This is a genomic window from Microbacterium sp. F01 (genome assembly GCF_056156365.1).
In genome coordinates this window covers 3817876-3835857 of sequence record NZ_CM149592.1, presented here as the reverse complement: position 1 = coordinate 3835857, position 17982 = coordinate 3817876, and the positions used below count along the sequence as shown (strand labels likewise).

10 protein-coding genes and 2 tRNA genes are annotated in these 17982 nt (G+C 67.4%); 8 read left to right on the top strand and 4 right to left on the bottom strand.

Translation table 11 applies throughout. The annotated features are described in order from the left end of the window. Nucleotides 1-17: 17 nt before the first annotated feature. The 3 genes from serS to ACVN90_RS17680 all read left to right on the top strand — a co-directional run bounded on the left by serS (nucleotide 18) and on the right by ACVN90_RS17680 (nucleotide 2334). Complete coding sequence (gene serS, locus ACVN90_RS17690; protein ID WP_475099509.1) at nucleotides 18-1283, top strand: serine--tRNA ligase; 1266 nt, start codon at nucleotides 18-20, stop codon at nucleotides 1281-1283. Beyond that, nucleotides 1280-2188: an HAD family hydrolase gene (locus ACVN90_RS17685; protein WP_475099508.1), complete on the top strand. Its 909-nt coding sequence runs from the start codon at nucleotides 1280-1282 to the stop codon at nucleotides 2186-2188. The genes serS and ACVN90_RS17685 overlap by 4 nt, the downstream gene beginning before the upstream one ends. A 61-nt stretch (nucleotides 2189-2249) precedes the next feature. Further along, nucleotides 2250-2334: transfer RNA gene (locus ACVN90_RS17680), tRNA-Ser, on the top strand. 16 nt (nucleotides 2335-2350) lie between these two features. On the opposite strand, the gene ACVN90_RS17675 is transcribed toward ACVN90_RS17680, so the two are convergent. After that, the gene (locus ACVN90_RS17675; RefSeq protein WP_475099507.1) at nucleotides 2351-4348 is read right to left on the bottom strand and encodes a DUF4012 domain-containing protein; all 1998 of its coding nucleotides are present in this window, start codon (nucleotides 4346-4348) and stop codon (nucleotides 2351-2353) included. A 241-nt stretch (nucleotides 4349-4589) separates the two neighbouring features. Between ACVN90_RS17675 and ACVN90_RS17670 the strand changes: the two genes are divergently transcribed. Both ACVN90_RS17670 and ACVN90_RS17665 read left to right on the top strand, forming a co-directional pair. Beyond that, complete coding sequence (locus ACVN90_RS17670) at nucleotides 4590-5876, top strand: LCP family protein (protein WP_475099506.1); 1287 nt, start codon at nucleotides 4590-4592, stop codon at nucleotides 5874-5876. Between the two features lie 80 nt (nucleotides 5877-5956). After that, complete coding sequence (locus ACVN90_RS17665; protein ID WP_475099505.1) at nucleotides 5957-7189, top strand: LCP family protein; 1233 nt, start codon at nucleotides 5957-5959, stop codon at nucleotides 7187-7189. A 48-nt stretch (nucleotides 7190-7237) separates the two neighbouring features. Here ACVN90_RS17665 and ACVN90_RS17660 read toward each other — a convergent pair whose 3' ends face one another. Further along, nucleotides 7238-7930: a DUF2278 family protein gene (locus ACVN90_RS17660; protein ID WP_475099504.1), complete on the bottom strand. Its 693-nt coding sequence runs from the start codon at nucleotides 7928-7930 to the stop codon at nucleotides 7238-7240. 120 nt (nucleotides 7931-8050) lie between these two features. Here ACVN90_RS17660 and ACVN90_RS17655 point away from each other — a divergent pair. Then, nucleotides 8051-8142: transfer RNA gene (locus ACVN90_RS17655), tRNA-Ser, on the top strand. A 468-nt stretch (nucleotides 8143-8610) separates the two neighbouring features. Continuing rightward, nucleotides 8611-13950, top strand: a complete 5340-nt coding sequence (locus ACVN90_RS17650) for a fibronectin type III domain-containing protein (protein WP_475099503.1) — start codon at nucleotides 8611-8613, stop codon at nucleotides 13948-13950. Between the two features lie 69 nt (nucleotides 13951-14019). Here the strand turns inward: ACVN90_RS17650 and ACVN90_RS17645 are convergent, their stop codons facing one another. Continuing rightward, nucleotides 14020-15393: a glycoside hydrolase family 28 protein gene (locus tag ACVN90_RS17645; protein ID WP_475099502.1), complete on the bottom strand. Its 1374-nt coding sequence runs from the start codon at nucleotides 15391-15393 to the stop codon at nucleotides 14020-14022. Nucleotides 15394-15431: 38 nt separating this feature from the next. Further along, nucleotides 15432-16385, bottom strand: coding sequence for a family 43 glycosylhydrolase (locus ACVN90_RS17640; RefSeq protein ID WP_475099501.1), 954 nt, complete (start codon nucleotides 16383-16385; stop codon nucleotides 15432-15434). Nucleotides 16386-16579: 194 nt separating this feature from the next. Between ACVN90_RS17640 and ACVN90_RS17635 the strand changes: the two genes are divergently transcribed. Beyond that, complete coding sequence (locus ACVN90_RS17635) at nucleotides 16580-17923, top strand: ABC transporter substrate-binding protein (protein ID WP_475099500.1); 1344 nt, start codon at nucleotides 16580-16582, stop codon at nucleotides 17921-17923. The last annotated feature ends 59 nt before the right edge of the window (nucleotides 17924-17982 follow it).

Genomic DNA, 17982 nt, shown 5'->3' with positions numbered 1-17982 from the left:
CCGACTAAGCTTGCAGGGTGATCGATCCCGTGCTGCTTCGCGACAATCCCGAGCTGGTCAAGCGCTCGCAGGAAGCGCGGGGCGAGTCACCCGACACCGTCGACGCCGCCGTCGAGGCCGACCGCGCGCGACGCGCCGCCATCACCGCCTTCGAAGAGCTCCGCGCGGCGCAGAACGCGCACGGCAAGAAGGTCGCGCAGGCGCCGAAAGAGGAGAAGGCGGCACTCGTCGCCGAGGCCAAGGAGCTCAGCGAGCGGGTGAAGCAGGCCCAGCACGCGGTCGCCGCCGCGGAGGAGGCCGCCGCCGAGGCCTTCGGCGTCCTCGAGAACATCGTGATCGACGGCGTGCCCTCCGGAGGCGAGGACGACTTCATCACCCTGCGCACGCACGGCGACGTTCCGGCGTTCGGCTTCGAGCCGCGCGACCACCTCGAGCTCGGCGAGAAGCTCGGCGCGATCGACATGGAGCGCGGCACCAAGGTGTCGGGCAGCCGCTTCTACTTCCTCACGGGCATCGGTGCGCGGCTCGAGATCGCGCTCATGAACCTCGCACTCGACCGCGCGCTGCAGGCCGGCTTCACGCCGATCATCCCGCCGACGCTGGTGCGTCCCGAGGTGATGCGCGGCACCGGGTTCCTCGGCAAGCACGCCGCCGAGGTCTATCACCTCGAAGACGACGACCTCTACCTCGTCGGCACCAGCGAGGTGCCCCTCGCCGGGTACCACATGGACGAGATCCTCGACCTGACGCGCGGCGCGAAGCGCTACGCGGGCTGGTCGACCTGCTACCGCAGCGAGGCCGGCTCGTACGGCAAAGACACCCGCGGCATCATCCGCGTGCACCAGTTCAACAAGCTCGAGATGTTCGTCTACACGACGCCCGAGGAGGCGGAGGCCGAGCACCTGCGCCTCGTCGCGATGCAGGAGGGGATGCTGCAGGACCTCGGCCTCTCGTACCGCGTGATCGACGTCGCCGCCGGCGATCTCGGCTCGAGCGCCGCCCGCAAGTACGACGTCGAAGCCTGGGTCCCCACGCAGAACGCGTACCGCGAGCTCACCTCGACCTCGAACTGCACGACATACCAGGCGCGCCGGCTCGACATCCGCTACCGGCCCGGGGGCGGCAAGACGCAGCCGGTCGCGACCCTCAACGGCACGCTCGCGACCACCCGCTGGATCGTCGCGCTGCTCGAGACCCACCAGCGTGAGGACGGATCCGTCACGGTCCCCGAGGTGCTCAGGCCCTTCCTCGGCGGACTCGAGGTGATGGAGCCGATCGCGTGAGCGAAGCGCACCTGCCCAAGACCGGCTCCATCAAGGTCGTCGCGCCGAAGAAGGCCGCGAAGATCGTCGAGCAGGTGGCGCGCGACACCGAGAACCCCGCCGTCGCAACCGAGCAGCTGCTCATCGCGCTCGACATCGACGGCACCGTCCTCCTCGAAGACGAATCGCTGAGCCCCGGCGTCGTCGACGCCGTCGAGCACGCCCACCGCGCCGGCCACGAGGTGATGGTCGCGACCGGACGCAGCTGGGAGGGCACGCGTGGCATCGTGCGCGTGCTCGGCATCGCGCCCGAGTTCGTGGTCTGTTCCAACGGCGCTGTGGTGCTCAAGCGCGTCGAGGCCGACGAGCTGCGCTACGACCGCTGGCATGTCGAGACCTTCGACCCGCGCGAGGTGCTGGAGCAGTTGCGCGTGCACCTGCCCGATGCCCGCTACCTCGTCGAGCTCGCCGACGGGCGGCGCCTGTACACCGAGTACCTCGAGGACTGGAACCTCACGCAGGCTCGACGTGTGCCGTTCGAGGAACTCGGCGCGCAGCCGGTGTGCCGCGTGGTCGTCGTCTCGCCCGACAAGGGCGAGCAGGACTTCGTCGACCTCGTCAAGCGCATCGGCCTCAACCACGTCTCGTACGCGGTCGGCTGGACGGCGTGGCTCGACATCGCCCCGAAGGGCGTCGACAAGAGCACCGGCCTGGAGCTCGTGCGCACCGAGCTCGGTATCGACCCCGCGCACGTGCTGGTGATGGGCGACGGACGAAACGACGTCGGCATGTTCCGCTGGGCGCTCGACAACGGCGGCCGCGCCGTCGCGATGGCGCAGGGCCCGCAGGAAGTGCGGGACGCGGCGGGCGAGATCACCGACTCGGTGCACGAGGGCGGCGTGGCCGCAGTGCTCCGCCGCCTCTGACTCCGTCGGCTAGACTCGACGACTGTTCGACGGATGCCTCCCCCCGGGGCGGGATCGGTCGGGAGGGTTGTCCGAGCGGCCGATGGACCTGGTCTTGAAAACCAGTGGGCAGCAATGTCCCGTGGGTTCGAATCCCACACCCTCCGCAGTGTGCTGTCCGACTCAGCCGATCTTCGACAGGCGGACGTTGCGGGAGCCTTCCGGGCTGGCGAAAAGCGCGCCGCAGTCGGCGTCGACGGTGACTTCGGTGTGGTTGGGGCCGGGCGAGTGACGCAGCTCCAGCGGGCCGAGATCGCCGTCGGGCAGCTGGACTTCGTACGAGATCGTCCGCTCTTCGCCCATCTCCAGGAGGAGCGTGCGGCTGAGTGCGGTGTTGTCGTGGTCGACACCTGAGCGGTCGCGGAAACGGTTGCCCTGCCAATTGGCGGAGTCCTGCCAGTCGCCCCGCTTGGGGTCGGTCGAGAGGATCTCCGCCCCCGGCGGTGCGAAGAACAGCACGTCCAGCATCATCGTCCTCGGGTCGATCCCGCGGAACTGGTTGCGCAGCCCCAGGGTGTACTCGCTCTTGATGTCCTCAGTCATGCGACTGTGCAGATCCATCGTGACCGTGATCGTGCGCTCTTCCACGTTGCAGCTCGCACGCTGCGAGTAGTCCAGCCAGTAGTTCAGCTTGCCGACGGTGTAGTCGTTGAAGTAGATGCCGAGCTGGGTGGCCTCGGTGGTGTCCTCCCGGAGGATCCCGTCCAGCCCGTACTCATGTGCGAGCGCCTGCAGGCCGTCGTCCTCGAACCATGCGAAGACGCGGCCTTCCTCGGCGCTGCGCACGAGCTGATCCCACATCGCGCCGATCTCCCAGTCGCCGCCGGTGAGGGCATCGAACATGACGGTCGTCACCTCACTGAAGTACGCGTCCATCGCGGCGTTGTCCGTGCCGAACCGCTCGTAGGGCTCGCTCATCAGCAGGGAAGCGGTGTTCTCGGCGTTCACGACCTCGCCGGAGGCGAGAGTCAGCGGTCCGGTCGCCTCGAGCATGTGAGCAAGCACGACGGGATCGATCGAGATCACCCCGTCGAACTCCGTCTTCCCGGTCAGCTCCCGCGTCGCCTGGAACAGCTCCACGGCGCGGGGGAAGTGCGGCGTCATCGTGAAGTTCGAAGACCAGTTCGTCAGCTCGAAGGGATACAGCGAACGGGTCTCGGCCGGCAGCCTGAGGAGCGACCCGTTCACGGTGTCGAACCCCAGTGCGGGGAGCTCGCTGTACATCAGGTCCACGCCGTTCTCCTGGCCGAGCATCTCCACCTGACCGTTCTCGACCTTCAGGACGAGCCAGTGGGCGGGCCCGCCGCCGGTCGCGCGGATCTCCGCCGGCGTCTGGATCACCAGCTGGTACACCATGGGCCCGTCCGCACCCGCCGCGTGCAGGATGGCCGGGAGGTGCTCCTGGACGATGTTCAGGGTGGGGATGGCGACGGCGATGAGCTCCACCATCCCGTCGAGGGGCTCGTACACGGCGGGGAGGACGCCCGTCCGATCCATGCCCGCCGCGATCGCCGACGCCTCCTCGAGGGACGAGATGATCGTGGGGAGAACAGGACCCGCCCCGAGGAACGGCCGTAGATCGATCCCGAGGCTGTCCCCGGTGCGCTCCTCCGCGCCGGCGGCGGCCATCATGTCGACGAGGGGCGGGAGGGACTGCGAGGTGATCGTGTTCACCGCTTCCGCCACGGTGCGCACCGCCAGCACGTTGTTCCCGACCTGAGGAAGCTCCGCAGCGAGATCCCACAGGATGCCGTTCGACGTGGCGTGCGCTCGGGTCGTCCGGGTGACGACGTCATCGCTCGCCTGCTCGAGCAGGTTGACATCCATGGACACCGCGGCGGCGGCGAGGACCTTCAGCTGCTCCTTCGCGGCCTCCATGTCGTCGCGAACCTGCAGCACCTGCTGCACGAACGCCCCGACGGTGAACAGCGCGGCCAGAAGCACGGTGGCGACCGGCCCGACGACGAGGCAGAGCACGAGATACGTGCGTCGGCGACGGAGCTGGGCTCGCGTCTCCCGGGCGGCGTGGCGGGCAAGCGGTTGCCTCGAGGCAGGGCGCCGGCGCGCAGCGGAACTCTTGGTGGCGAGGCGCGGTGCCGGCGAGGGCGCGGAGGCGGTCACGCCCGGGATGCTACCGGGTGAGTGTGGCGGAAGTCTTTCCGGCTGGGGTCGATCGTCGGGCCGGGGCGTGCCCTCAGCCCACCCCCAGGGGGGTGTGAAAGGATACCCCGATACTTCGGCATCGGTCTGATGTGTCCCGGGCGAATCACAGAACGACTGTGGAATTCTTGTCTGCGATGGAGTCTCCCGGGTTGATACGTCATGTCTTCGGCGGTGTCCCAGACCCCTTGAAAGGATCCGAGTGAGTTCGACGCACAAGCCCACGAGGCGCGGCCGCCACACGGTGGCCCGTCACGGTGAGCTGTCGTCTCCGAGCCCGTTCGGTTTCATCCTCAAGCTCGTCGGCGTCGTCGCCGCCGTCGTGCTGGTGTCGGGTGCGGGCGTCGCCGCGTACGCCGCGACGGACTTCACGACGAGCTTCACCGAGGACGCCGTCGAGCTCGAGGGTCAGGGCTCGGTCCCGCCCGACATCGGCGCGATCGAGGGCGGCGTCGACGTGCTCCTGGTCGGCACCGACGAGTGCGAAGAGGAGTTCGCCTACATCTTCGGCGACCGCTGCACCGGCGCGGACGCCGAAGGGCAGCTCAACGACGTCAACATGCTCGTGCACATCTCCGATAACCCACGCCGGGTGACGGTGGTGTCGTTCCCTCGTGACCTCATGGTGCCGATCCCGTCGTGCACGCGCGAGGACGGCTCGACCACGTCCGCCACGAGCAAGACGCAGATCAACGAAGCGTGGAGCTACGGCGGGCTCTCCTGCGTGGCGAAGACGGTCAAGGAGCTCAGCGGCCAGAACATCCCGTTCGCCGCGAAGGTCAGCTTCGGCAACGTCATCAACATCACCGACGCGATCGGCGGCGTCGACGTCTGCATCGGCAACGGCGGCATCAAAGACAGGTACACCGCCATCAACTGGCCGGCGGGCCCTCGCACGATCCAGGGCGTCGAGGCCCTGCAGTTCCTGCGCACTCGCCATGGCCTGCAGAACGGCAGCGACCTGGCCCGCATCAGCAACCAGCAGCAGTACATGTCGAGCCTCGCGCGCAAGCTCGTGAGCGACGAGGTGCTGTCGAACCCGGCGACGCTGTACAAGCTCGCGGCGACGGCCGTCGACAACATCACGCCGAGCAAGTCGCTGACCAACCCGATGACGCTCGTGCAGATCGCGCTCGCGGTCAAGAACGTGCCGTTCGAAGACATCGTGTTCGTGCAGTACCCGGTGCTGACCGACCCCGCCGACACCAACCGCGTGGTGCCCGACTACGACTCGGCGCAGGAGCTGTGGGCGGCGCTCGCGGCCAACGAGCCGATCGAGGTCACGCACGACCAGGACCTCACCGGAGGAGTGATCGTGGCCGACCCGCAGCCCACCGAGGCGCCCGCCGACCCCGCACCCACGGCGACCGCCGACCCTTCGGCGACGCCCGCGCCCAGCGAGACCGCGGTAGCACTTCCCGGCAACATCCCGGGCCAGAACGCCGCTCAGCAAACCTGCTCCGCAGGCAACGTCAGGTCCAACGGCTGATGGCATCGACGAAGCGGCCCTCGAGAGAGGGCCAGACGCCCCTTGCGCGCCACGGAGTGCTGAAGTCGCGGCATCCGTTCATGACCCTCTTCGCGATGTTCGGAGTCGCGCTCGCCGTCTTCGGCGTGAGTGCGGCCGGCATCGCCGCCTACAACGTGTGGGATGCCACCCAGGCGATCACCGCGAACGCCGTCGTGCTCGACGATGAGAAGCCGCTCCCGCCGTCGCTCGGCGCCATCGAAGGTGGCGTGAACATCCTCATGGTCGGCACCGACTCGTGCGAGGGTGCGAATGCCGCGCTCTCGGGGGCGTGCCAGGCCAAGACGACCGAGGGCGAGCGCAACGACGTCACGATGCTCGTGCACATCTCCGACGAGCCGCGCCGCGTGACCGTGGTCTCGTTCCCGCGTGACATGCTCGTGCCGATCCCGTCGTGCCCGAAAGAAGACGGCAGCGGGAACTACTCGGCGATGTCGTCGCAGATGGTCAACGCGTCGTATCAGTACGGCGGTCTCGCGTGCACGGTGCTCACGATCGAGTCCCTCATCGAGGATGAGATCGACTTCGCCGCGGCGATCCGCTGGACCGGTGTGATCAACATGTCGGACGCGATCGGCGGGGTCGACGTCTGCGTCGCCGGTGACATCGACGACTCGCACACGGGCCTGCATCTGACGGCCGGCACCCACACGCTCCAGGGTGCGGAGGCGCTGCAGTTCCTGCGCATCCGTCACGGCATCGGCGACGGGTCCGACCTCGGCCGCATCTCGAACCAGCAGCAGTTCATGTCGTCCATGGTGCGCAAGCTCCAGTCCGATTCCGTGCTCGCGAACCCGGCGACACTGCTGAACCTCGCGACCACCGCGATCAGCCAGGTGCAGCAGGAGCAGCTCGTGCTGAGCTCCGGCCTCACGAACCCCACCCTCATGGTGCAGATCGCGATGGCGGTCAAGGACGTGCCGTACGAGGACATCGTCTTCGTGCAGTACCCGACGCGCTACGCCTCCGGCGATGGTGCCAGCCGGGTGATGCCGGTGAAGGATGCTGCGAAGGTTCTCTTCGACGCGCTCAAGGCCAACCAGCCGCTGACGCTGACCGGTGACGCGAGCCAGGGTTATGGCGTCGAGGTGACCGGCGAGGCCGTCAAGCCCGAGGCGGCTCCGACTCCTGCGGCGACCGAGGCCGCCGCCGAGTCGCCCGCGGCCGAGGCTCCTGTCACCGAGACCCCGGCATCGGAGACGCGTGTCGAGCTGCCGTCGGCGATCGCGGGGCAGACCGCGGCGCAGACCACCTGCACCGTTCCCGAGGGCTGATCGCGGGCGGGCGCTCGGGTGCGCTGAATCGCTCGTGTGAGTTCCGGCTCACACGGGGTGGCCGAGACTGTCGGTGCGGTCGGACTGCGTCGAGAACTTCGAGATGAACACGACCCAGCTGCCGTCGGCCTGCTGGGTTGCGACGCCGCCGTCCTGCCAGATCCCGTTCTCGGAGAACCATTGCGATCCAGCGGGGTCGCCCTGGTTCTGATGGACGTTGTGGATGCCGCGCACCGACGCCGGCGCCGCGCCCTCGGGGAACGGCTCGCCCCAGACCAGGGTGAGCGCGCCGACGCGCAGCGTCGCCTCCAGCGCCTGCGACGCCTGGAGCTGATCGCCCGAGCGCCACGGCCGGAGGAACCGGATCCAGAAGCGCGATCGGTCGGCGGGCACAGCATCCCGTGCACGGAACAGCCACAGAAGGAACCAGCGGATGCCGACGACTCGCAGTTCGCGGTGGCGGATGACGTCGATGGCGCCGGAGGTGGGGGTGGAGGCGAGCTGCGTGAAGCCCGGAGCCGGAAGGGTCGGCCACCCGAGCTTCGCGCCCGTGGTGCGGATGGTCTTCCACTGCACTCCGGCGGCGGAGTTCTTGCTGTCGACATCGACCGCGACGCGGTAGTCGCGGGCTCCGCTGCGGAGCTTGAGGTTGACGTGCCACCAGCGCCCGAACTCGTCCGGGTCGTCCCGCTCGTGCGACACGAGGGTTCCGCTGAGCACTCCGTACGGTGTGAAGGGCATACCAGGATGAGCGGGCGGCTGTCGCGGGTGATACCCGAGGCCGGCGCCCCGGGTGCAAGAAGCGGTCCCGGTCTCGGTTATGATTGCTGGGTGCATCCGCGCCCTCGCGGCCGGATGCCTGGAGACGTCGCATAGTCAGGCCTAGTGCACCACCCTGCTAAGGTGGAGTCCTCGTAAGGGGACCGAGGGTTCAAATCCCTCCGTCTCCGCCACTTTTCGCTCGATTTGACGTCGTTCTGAGGCGTGTTTTCGGGGTTTTGATCCTTCCCGATCCGTGTGGCTCCGTCTCAGATGTGGGCACGGCGACGGACGAAGATGCCTGGTCGGCGGCGAGCCTCATCGGGGGTGCGGCCGTCTCCGACGTTCTGCGCTACACCAGGCGCACCTGCTGAGCGATCTGCGTGGCCATCGACAGATGCGATCGCCTGCCCAACTCCTGCCCACGGATGAGACGGAGGGGTACTGGCCCTCCGTCTCCGCACCGGGGAAGTGTGACGCCCCGCTGGAGAACTGGGTGGAGTCCCGGCGGAACGGGCTCGGCGGTGAGGCGCAAGTTGCGGCCCGCCCTTCACTGTTGACTGCCGCAGGATCCTTCGATACTGTCTGCAACTAGTTGCATGGATAGCGCTTACCAAACCGAGCGCGCAAGAGGTTGTGAAACGCCGATCGAAGGAGATCCTGTGTTCCCCACATTCCCGAGCGACCAGACGCGCCGGGCCAGCCGAGCAGCGACCCTGCTGATAGCGGGCGCAACGACGCTCACGCTCACGCTCTCGGTCGCGCCCGCGGCGTCCGCAGCGGCGTCCGCCGAGGTCAACGCGAGGCACGGTGAGCGCGCCGCTGCACCGGTCGCCGGCGTGATCGATCGCGTGACGTTCGGTGATGCCGCATCCGAGGAGGCGCATCGATTCCAGACGGACGGGAGCACGGTCGAGACGCGTGAGTCGGGTTCGGTCCGCATCGCGCAGCCGCTCGCGCCCACCCAGAACCGATTGGGCGATCTGGTGGTGACGCTGGCGGTGGATCCGGCCGCGCAGAACCACGTGAGCATGACGTTCTCGGGGGACGAGGCGTCGCCACTCCGCACCCACCTCCTCGTGGACGGCCAGTACATCAACTATCTCGCCGCGGGCGACTACGAGTCGATCAACCCCGCGTTCGGTGCCGGGCTCCCCGGACGCACGTACACGGCGACTACACTCCTGCCTCTCGAGTCGACGCAAGGACGCACGCACGTGCAGGTGACGGTCCGCACCGCGGCGGCCGCGGCGACGGCGCACGCCGCCAGCCCGTCGCGTTCGTACTACGACATCAGCACCCACGTCGAGGCGTCCGCAACGCTGCCGTCGGGGTCTGCGCGTGGAGCGCTCGACGCCGTCGGTGTCGCCGACGCCTGGAATGAGGCTGATGAGCAGGCGGCGATCGATGGATACCGTTCCCTTCAGCTGAGCCGTGTCGCCACGATCGAGGGCAAGATCGATGCGGGTCCGGCGGGCATCCCCGACATCTCGAAGTACGCGAACGAGCTCCGCTACTACGCCGAATCGCTGACGAGCTCCTGGTCGCCCGACGACACCCCTGCGGAGCAGCGCACGGCGCTCGGACGGATCTTCTCGGCGCTCGATCGATACACCGTCCGCTACTACGACGACGTGCGCTCGCTGGGCAGCGGCGGCCACCAGTCCGACTGGGGCGGCTACTACGCGGAGCTCGGCGAGGCGCTGTACATCGTCGAGAACCTGATCGCGGATGACTCGGTCCTCGGCCGCGAGGCATTCGAGGCGTTCCTCGAGGAGCCGTTCACGACGGGCACCGTCGACGGGCCCAACACGATCGCCGGGGTGGACTGGAGCGGGGACTCGCTCAGCCGCGGTGAAGCCTGGGAGCGGGTGCTCAAGGCGAACTTCGACTTCGCCCGGTCACGGCTCTCGTACATTTCGAACCAGGTCCACTACACCTACGAGGGGGCATGGCGCTCACACGAGGGCCTGCGCGTGATCGGGTCCGACTTCTATGAGGGCAAGGAGCGTAGCCACGAGATCCTGCGAGAGATCTGGGGCATCTCCCCGTTCCGGGGCGAGGAGGTCCTCGTCGGTCCTGACGGTGAGGAACTCGACGTCTACCACTCGCTGTTCAACCACGACGCCAACGCCGAGTACACCGAGGACTACCTCCAAGTGATCATGCGCGGGCTCGCCAGGAGCGCCCTGGACGACCAGGGCGAGGTTCAGCGGCGTTTGCCGTACGGCACGAAGTACACCTCGATCAGCGAGGAGGCGCTGCTGCGTGAGAACCACTACGTCGGCAACTACGGTGAGACCGCGAACTGGATCCCGACGTACTTCTGGCGCACCTGGGGTCACGCCGGCGACGAGCAGCTCAATGCCGAGCTGCTCCAGCAGGCGCTCAAGAACATGCACTCCCGCGCGCTCACCCGCTATCAGGGTGTGACGGCAGCCGGAGACCGGGCGATGTTCATGGAGCAGATCGTCGACGATCGAAACACCGCCTATCCGGGCAAGATCGCGTACGCCACCGACAGTGGAACGAACCTCGGACTGATGTACGTGTCGCTCGAGCAGCACATGGTTGAGAACGCCTCGCTCTACGACGGCGACGAGTGGGACGAGTACTGGGAGTACGCACGCGAGGGCGTGGGCATCATGCAGCAGCAGCTCGCCGACAACCAGTACTTCCCTTACTTCTCCAGCGCCACCCGTGCCACGCCGCAGGTCAACAAGGATCATCGCCTTCCTGAGTCGTGGGCCTACCTCAACGGTGGTCGCGAAGCGGCGCTGGGGGATGCTGATGCGGCGGTCGTGCTGCCGAACACCGACCTGGCTCTTTACTCCGACGCCGAACTCGCCGACCTCGGGGTAGCCCGAGACGCACTGGACGAGCCGGGCGCGTGGGTCGACATCGACAACCTCTTCGTGCGGATGCGCGACGGGTCGACCACGATTCTCGGATCGCTCGCGATGCGCAACTACGGCTACCTCGCGAACGGACGCTTGCACGTTCAGTCTGACGGGAATGAGCACCTGGCGCAGATCGCCACATCCGGGGTGTTCACCTACAACCAGACGACGACGATCGGCGAGGGCGTGAGCAATCCCATCTTCGTCGACCCGGACGCGGACGGCCCGAAACCGGGCAATGCTCGCGCGGGGCAGGTGGTTCCGATCACGTCCCAGCCCGGTGTCGGGGAGGTCGTTCGCGACAACTTCACCGTCGACACCCCGTACTCCGGGTATCCGGACCTGATCCGTGCTGTCTACGGTGACTACCTGTTCGCCGTGAACACCACGCGCGACGCGTATGACAACGCGAAGACGATCGCCGTGGAGCTCCCTCACGGGGTGCAGGCGCGAACCGTGTTCGACCTCGTCTCGGGCAGTGAGTTGAAGGTCCGCGACGGGGCGGTGCAGGTACCCTCGCACACCGCGGTGGTGCTCCGTGTCGCCGACGCCGACCAGCCGCAGGAGGCGCCGGCGAAGGTCGACGCGGTGGAGTTGACGCCCTCGCCGTCCGGCGTCGTCGTCTCGTGGCGCCTCGCATCCGGCGCGAGCAGCTACCGTATCGAGCGCGAAGCAAAGAACGGTCGCTTCGAGGTCGTCGCACGCAAGGTCACCGGGTCCACCTACCTCGACGACAATGTGCGCAGCGGAACCCAGCGGTATCGAGTGGTCGCGGTGAACGGCAAGACCGAAGCCTCGCCCTCCGGCCCGCGTTCGACCGAGGTCGCCGGCTCCACGCTCAAGAAGGACTGGGACAACACGTCGGTCGGCGCTATTGGACACCCCGTGATCGAGGTCCGCGGCGACCGCATCCGGATCAGCGGTGCCACCGCCTCCGGATACGGCGTCGGAGACGACTACATGATCTACGACCGATTCGCCGAAGACTCGCTCGCGCAGGTGACCACGGCGCAAACGGGGAGCTATTCGATCTCCACCAAGCTCACCGCGCACACTGGTGACATCGCCGGCATCACCGTGCGCGGCGGTGCGAGCGCCACCGCGCCGTACGTCTACCTGGGCGCTCGGGCAGACGGCCAACTGGAGATTCGACAGCGCACCCTCGACACGCGGGTGAACCTCGTCGGATCGGCAGGCGGTGCGGGCACGACTCGTTCAGACCAGACGTCGCCGCGGACGATTGCACTGCCCGACGCGACCCTTGCGCAGTATCCCTACCTCCGTCTGGATCGGGATGCCGACGGGCAACGCGTGATCGCGCTGGTGTCGGCCGATGGGAAGACGTGGACTCAGCTCGCTCAGCTCGCGCTGGTCACCGTCGGCGGCTCGCACGCCGGAGTCGTCGCCACCTCGGCCGTGACCGCCGAGAAGATCGACGTCGACGCGTTCAAGGCCGACGAAGTCGTCGCATCCGCCCGACAGGCGGACCAGCTGGTCTCGCTGGTGTGGAACCGGCCCGATCCGGCGTCCGCCTTCCGCGTCTACCGCACCTTCGACGCGAAGGCCGCGGCGAAGGGTCTCCGAGGCGATGCGTGGTCGGTCATCGCCGACGGCATCATCGATTCCGGATACACCGACAGCCTGGTGGGCAACGACGCGTGGTACATCGTGGCGTCGCTCGACGAGCGCGGCGACATCATCGCGAGCAGCGCCGCGGTCGGGGCATCCGGCTATCCAATCGCATCGCTGATCGAAGACGCTCGCAGCATCGACCTGAGCGGGTTCACGGCGACCAGCGTGAGCCTGTACCTCGCAGAGATCGACGCGGTCGAAGCCGAGGCGGCACACCCCGAGGCGGATCACGGCGCGCTGGCCGTGCGCCTGGCGGCGGCGTCCGACCTGCTTGTGCAGCTCTACATCGATGGGTTCGAGCAGGGGACCGCGGATCGCTGGGAGGGCCTCCGGACGACGAGCACCCCAGCGGCCTACACACAGGAGGTCAGTCAGGATCCCGCGGTCGCACGGACCGGCTCAGGGTCGCTCGTGATCACGAACTCGGGCGCGGACCGCAACGCCGCGCACAACGCGTGGTTCACGAACATCTCGAGTCCGTTCCAGATCGACGCAGCACCGCAGACCACCTACCGGGTGTCGTTCGCGTACCGACTTGAGGACTACGCGTATGCCTCCGGCGTCGGCGCGTACCTCTTCCTCCGCGGGTACAGTGGGTCGAGCGCGCCCGAGCCGGAGACCCGGTTCTGGTTGCAGGAGTCGAGCACGCCCGGGAGCGAGTGGAAGACCTTCACCACCCTGCACACGACAAGCGCAGCGCCGATCGATCGGTTCGTGACGCAATTCGGCCTGCGCGGAGCCACGGGAACCGTGCGAATCGACGATCTCCGCATCGAACCGGTCGACCTGCTGACCGAACTCATCGCGGACGCCCGCCTCGTCGACCTCGCTGGCTACACCGAGGCGAGTGCGGCGGCGTACACCGCCGAGATCGACGCGATCGCCGCCGCAGCGACGGCGCCGGGTGCCGATAAGGATGCTCTCGTCGCACGTGTCCGCGCCGCGGCGTCACTCCTGGTCCAGGTCTTCACCGAGGGGTTCGAGGCAGGCGCCTCGAGCCGGTGGGCGGTGGGACGTGCGAGCGGAACGCCGACGACCTACGCAGCGACGATCGAATCGGATGCGGCGACCGCGCACACCGGCGAGGGCTCGCTCCTGCTCGCCGGCAACGAACCGACGCTGAACGCGGCGCACAACGTGTGGTTCACCAACTCGGCATCGAATTCGCTCGTCAAAGCGGCGCCGTCGGCGACCTACCGGATCCGCTTCAGCTACCAGCTGACCGACCTCTCGGCCGCCCCGACTGTCGGCGCGTATCTGTTCGTCCGCGGGTTCTCCGGCTCCACCGGCGGAACCGAGACGCGCTACTGGCTGCGCGAGGCGACGAGCGCCGGGGAGTGGCGCGAGTTCGACGCGACGCTGACAACGTCTGCGGCGGCGGTCGATCGGCTCGTACTGCAGTTCGGGTTGCGTGGGTCGACCGGTGCGTTCCGGATCGACGATGTGCGGGTGGAGCCGGTGCGGCCGTGAGCTGAGGCATCCCCGTCCACACAGATGGTCCCGACCCGCGAAGGGTCGGGACCATCCCTCCTCCGCTCATCAGATCGGCTGAAGCACTGTGATGTCCTCGTTCAGCACGGTGCATCCCTCGATCACATAAGGCGGTCGCACGTCCGGATGCTGCGCCTCCAGGACGATCGCGTCGAGCCGAAGTTGCTCCACATTGCGGACGTCGAGGAAGGTCGTGCGGCTCCACGACGGGTAGTAGTTCGAGGAAGCGCCCTCGATGCTCTGCTCGAGCGCGTCGACGACCTCCGGGTACTCGTCGAACGGGCGTGATGGGTCCTGCACCCCGCCCCAAGGGACATAGGTGATGTCGCGGAGCGTGAGATTCCGGATGGGCCTGCTCCTCGCGGCATCCACGCGCATGCCCGCGAACTCGGGCGTGCCCTGGATGTCGTGGTCGAACCTCCACTGTTCGCGCGCCATGTCTGCGGAGTCGACGGCGGTCAGTCCAGCGATCCGGACGTGGGACAGCTCGCCGATCGGCGGCATGTGGTCGAGCTCGATCGACGAGCCCAGGTCATCGGGCTCGAAACGGTTGTTGAGCAGGATCCAGACTGGGCGGCGGACATCGTGCATGACGACGTCGCTGATCGCGATGCGGGTGATCGTGCCACCCTCGGTGCACTCGAGCTTCACGCCCTCGCGGAGGATGCGGTTCATCGTGATGCCACGGACCGTGACGTCGCTGATCGTCCCGATCGACTTCAGCCCGATGCGGATGCCGGCGCACACCGAGCTGAGCTCGCAGTCGCTGATGTGGATGTTCCGCGTCGGATACGCCTCGCTGGAGGACTGCAGGCAGATGTTGTCGTCGGTGCCGACGATGTGGCATCCGCGCACGAAGACATGCTCGCAGCCGTCGAAGTTCAGGCCGTCGCCGTTGAAATTCGATTCGTTGTGGATGCGGACGTCCTCCACCCAGATCCATCGGGAATCGAGGAAAGCCGTCGTCCAGCCGGCCGCGTCGAGGAGCCGCAGGTCGCGCACGCGCACATGGCTCGCTCGGAGCGTGCGCAGCATCATGGCGCGCTGGCCCGTGTCTCGCTGGGGGAACGCGGGCCCGTTGCCGTTGATCTCGCCCGGGCCACTGAGGGTGACGTGCTCCACGTCGCGGGCCAGGAGCAGACACCGGTCGAGTTCGGGTTCGTTGCGGTACCTGTTGTGGTGGACGTCTTCTGGATAGTCCGCGATGTCGGGGCTCGCGAGCAGCCGGGCCGAGGCCGCGACGTGCAACTCCACACGCGACCGGAGGAAGAGCGTTCCGGTGAGGTACGTGCCGTCCTCGACGGCGACGAGGCCGCCGCCGGCCGCCCCGCAGGCGTCGAGTGCCGCCTGCAGAGCTGCAGTATCGAGCGTTGTCCCATCGCCGATGGCGCCGAAGTCACGTGGGTCGAAAGTGTGGGGCATAGCTGAGGTTCCCTCTCTTCGTCGTTTGCATCTCGTCGTTAGCGGCGGCCATGGGCGGCGTCATCGCCTGGGTTGAATCGGCTCTCGAGCGGTCGCCAGGACTCGGTCCACTCGAGTACGGCGGATCCGGCCGATAGTCGGAGTGGGAGCCAGACCGCCGGAGAGTTTGCGAGATCGTCGGGCAGCCAACGGTCCCCGACGTAGAGGAACCGGTCGCCGTCCAGCGCAACCACCGCGCTCACCTGAGACTCGAACGTGCGGCTTCCGGGAGGGGCGAACTCTTGCCAGCCGGACCATGGCCCGCGGAGGTCGGCCGCCGTGGCGTACTTGTTGTCGTTCATGGACCAGCCTGTGAGATCCGAGCCGAACAGGTAGTACAGGCCGTCGTGCTTCACGAGCGCAGGGGACTCGTACCCGAGCTCGGGTCGCGCCTGTTGCGACGGCGTCGCGACGATCGACTCCGCGCCGGTCCACTCCGCGTTCAAGCGGTAGATGTGCAGGCCGTTGTCGCGGTCCTCTGACAGCAGATACGCCACGTCGCCTTCGGCGTAGACACCGATGTCGCGACTGAGATTCGACAGCGGTCGTTCGCTGCCGAGGTACTTGTATGGTCCGGCGGGGGAGTCGGCTATCGCGTAGCCGACGCGGGCATCGGCGTAGTCCGTGCTGTCGATGTGGAGATAGAGCACCCAGCGTCCGTCGGGGCGTCGCAGCGCCTTCGGTCGTTCGACGATGCGGTGGCGAGCGAGGTCGCCGGTGCCGGCTTCGATCGCGTTGCCCTCGAATCGCCAGGCAGCGAGATCGGCGGACGAGTACACCGCGACGGCGGTGAAGGTCGAGCCCGCAGACTTGTCCTCGCCCCAGGCCCACCACCGGTCGTCGATGCGCTGGATGCCGACGCCGTGCAACTGCGCGACGCGGCCACGGTCGTCGATGAAGGGGGTCCCCGGCGTGATCGCCGCCGAGGCAGCCGTGGGGTCGAGCTGTGTCATGGGGTGGTCCTTTCACCTCTCATGGAGCGAACCTCGGCTCCGGCGCACATCAAGTTCGGCACTGGACTTGCGGAAACCGCCCGTCGAGATCAAACTGTAATGCAACTAGTTGCAAAAATCTCTGGAAAACGCCTTCCTCCGGAGTTATGCTTCGAGCGGCGGACCTGATCCGGCCGAAAATCAAGGGAGATGACATGACAATCGCAACGACGCGTAAGGCAGCAGGCCGCATCGCAATCGTGGCCGCAGGGGCGGCTGTGTCGGCGCTCGTTCTCGCCGGCTGCACTGCCTCCGAAGGAAGCGACGCGGCTGCAGAGAAGACGGAGATCCGTTTCCTCTACGCCACAGGTGACGAGACCTGGAACAGCACCGTGGACGCTCTCGTGACGGCGTTCAACGAGCAGAGCGACACCACGACGGTCGAGCTCGACCCGCTTCCCGCCGGCACCGACTACCCGACCGCGCTGAAGACGGTGGACGCGACCGGCAACTGGCCGGCGATCGTCGACATGCGCGACACCCTGACCTACGTCACCGCGGGCAAGCTCGCCCCTATCCCGTCCGAGGTCACCGACCTGCTCGAATCCGACGCGTACGCCGCTGCCGCAGACGGCAACGTCTACACCACGCCCTACAGCGCGCTCAACGGCGAGCTCGGCATCAACATCGTCTACAACAAGGACTACTTCGAGGAGAACGACCTCGAAGTGCCCGAGACGTACGACGAGTTCGTGGAACTGCTCGAGGACATCAAGGCGAACGGCGACGTTCCGCTCGCGACCGCCGCCGCCGAGATCTGGCCGGCCGACCAGCTGTGGAAGTCGCTGGCCGCATCGACATTCGCGGAGTACTCCGAGGACGGTGGCTACTGGAACACCGCGGCGGCCGGTGACGCGTCCGTCGAGGATCTGCGCGAGCCGCTGGAGAAGCTGCAGTACATCGTCGACAACTTCGTCCTCGACGGCTGGCAGTCCACCGCGGACGCACAGACGACCACGCTGCTCGTCAACGACCAGGCGGTCATGGCGACCTCGTCGGCCGGCCTCGGCCGGCTGATGGACATCAGCAAGGTCGACCCCGATTTCAACGCGGGCATGTTCATCGTCCCGGCCGAGGACGGCAACATGTACGTCCTGAAGAACAGCCCCGTCGGTGACACCGCCGGTGGCCTCGCGATCTCCTCACAGGCCGCCGAGGACGAGGACGAGTATGCGTCGTCGATCGAGTTCCTCGAGTACTTCTACTCGGTCGATGCCGCGAACCTGATGCAGGAGAACGGCTGGCTGTCGCCGAACATCGTCAAGTCGGACGAGGTCGTGCAGAACGACTCGATCCCCGGTGCCGCCGACTACTTCGGTCTGCTCGAGAACCCGAACCTGGTCTGGTACGAGAACGCACCCGAGTTCTCGACCTTCAGCGCTCTGAACACGTTCTTCCGCCAGGCCCGCATCGAGATGCAGGACGGCCAGACCACGATCGACGAGACGATCGCCAAGACGCAGACCGAGCTCGAGACCCAGGTCGCAGCCGCCAAGTAAGACCACTGCCGGGTGGGGGTGTGGCTCCCCACCCGGCAGATCCACAGTTCGGTCCGAAG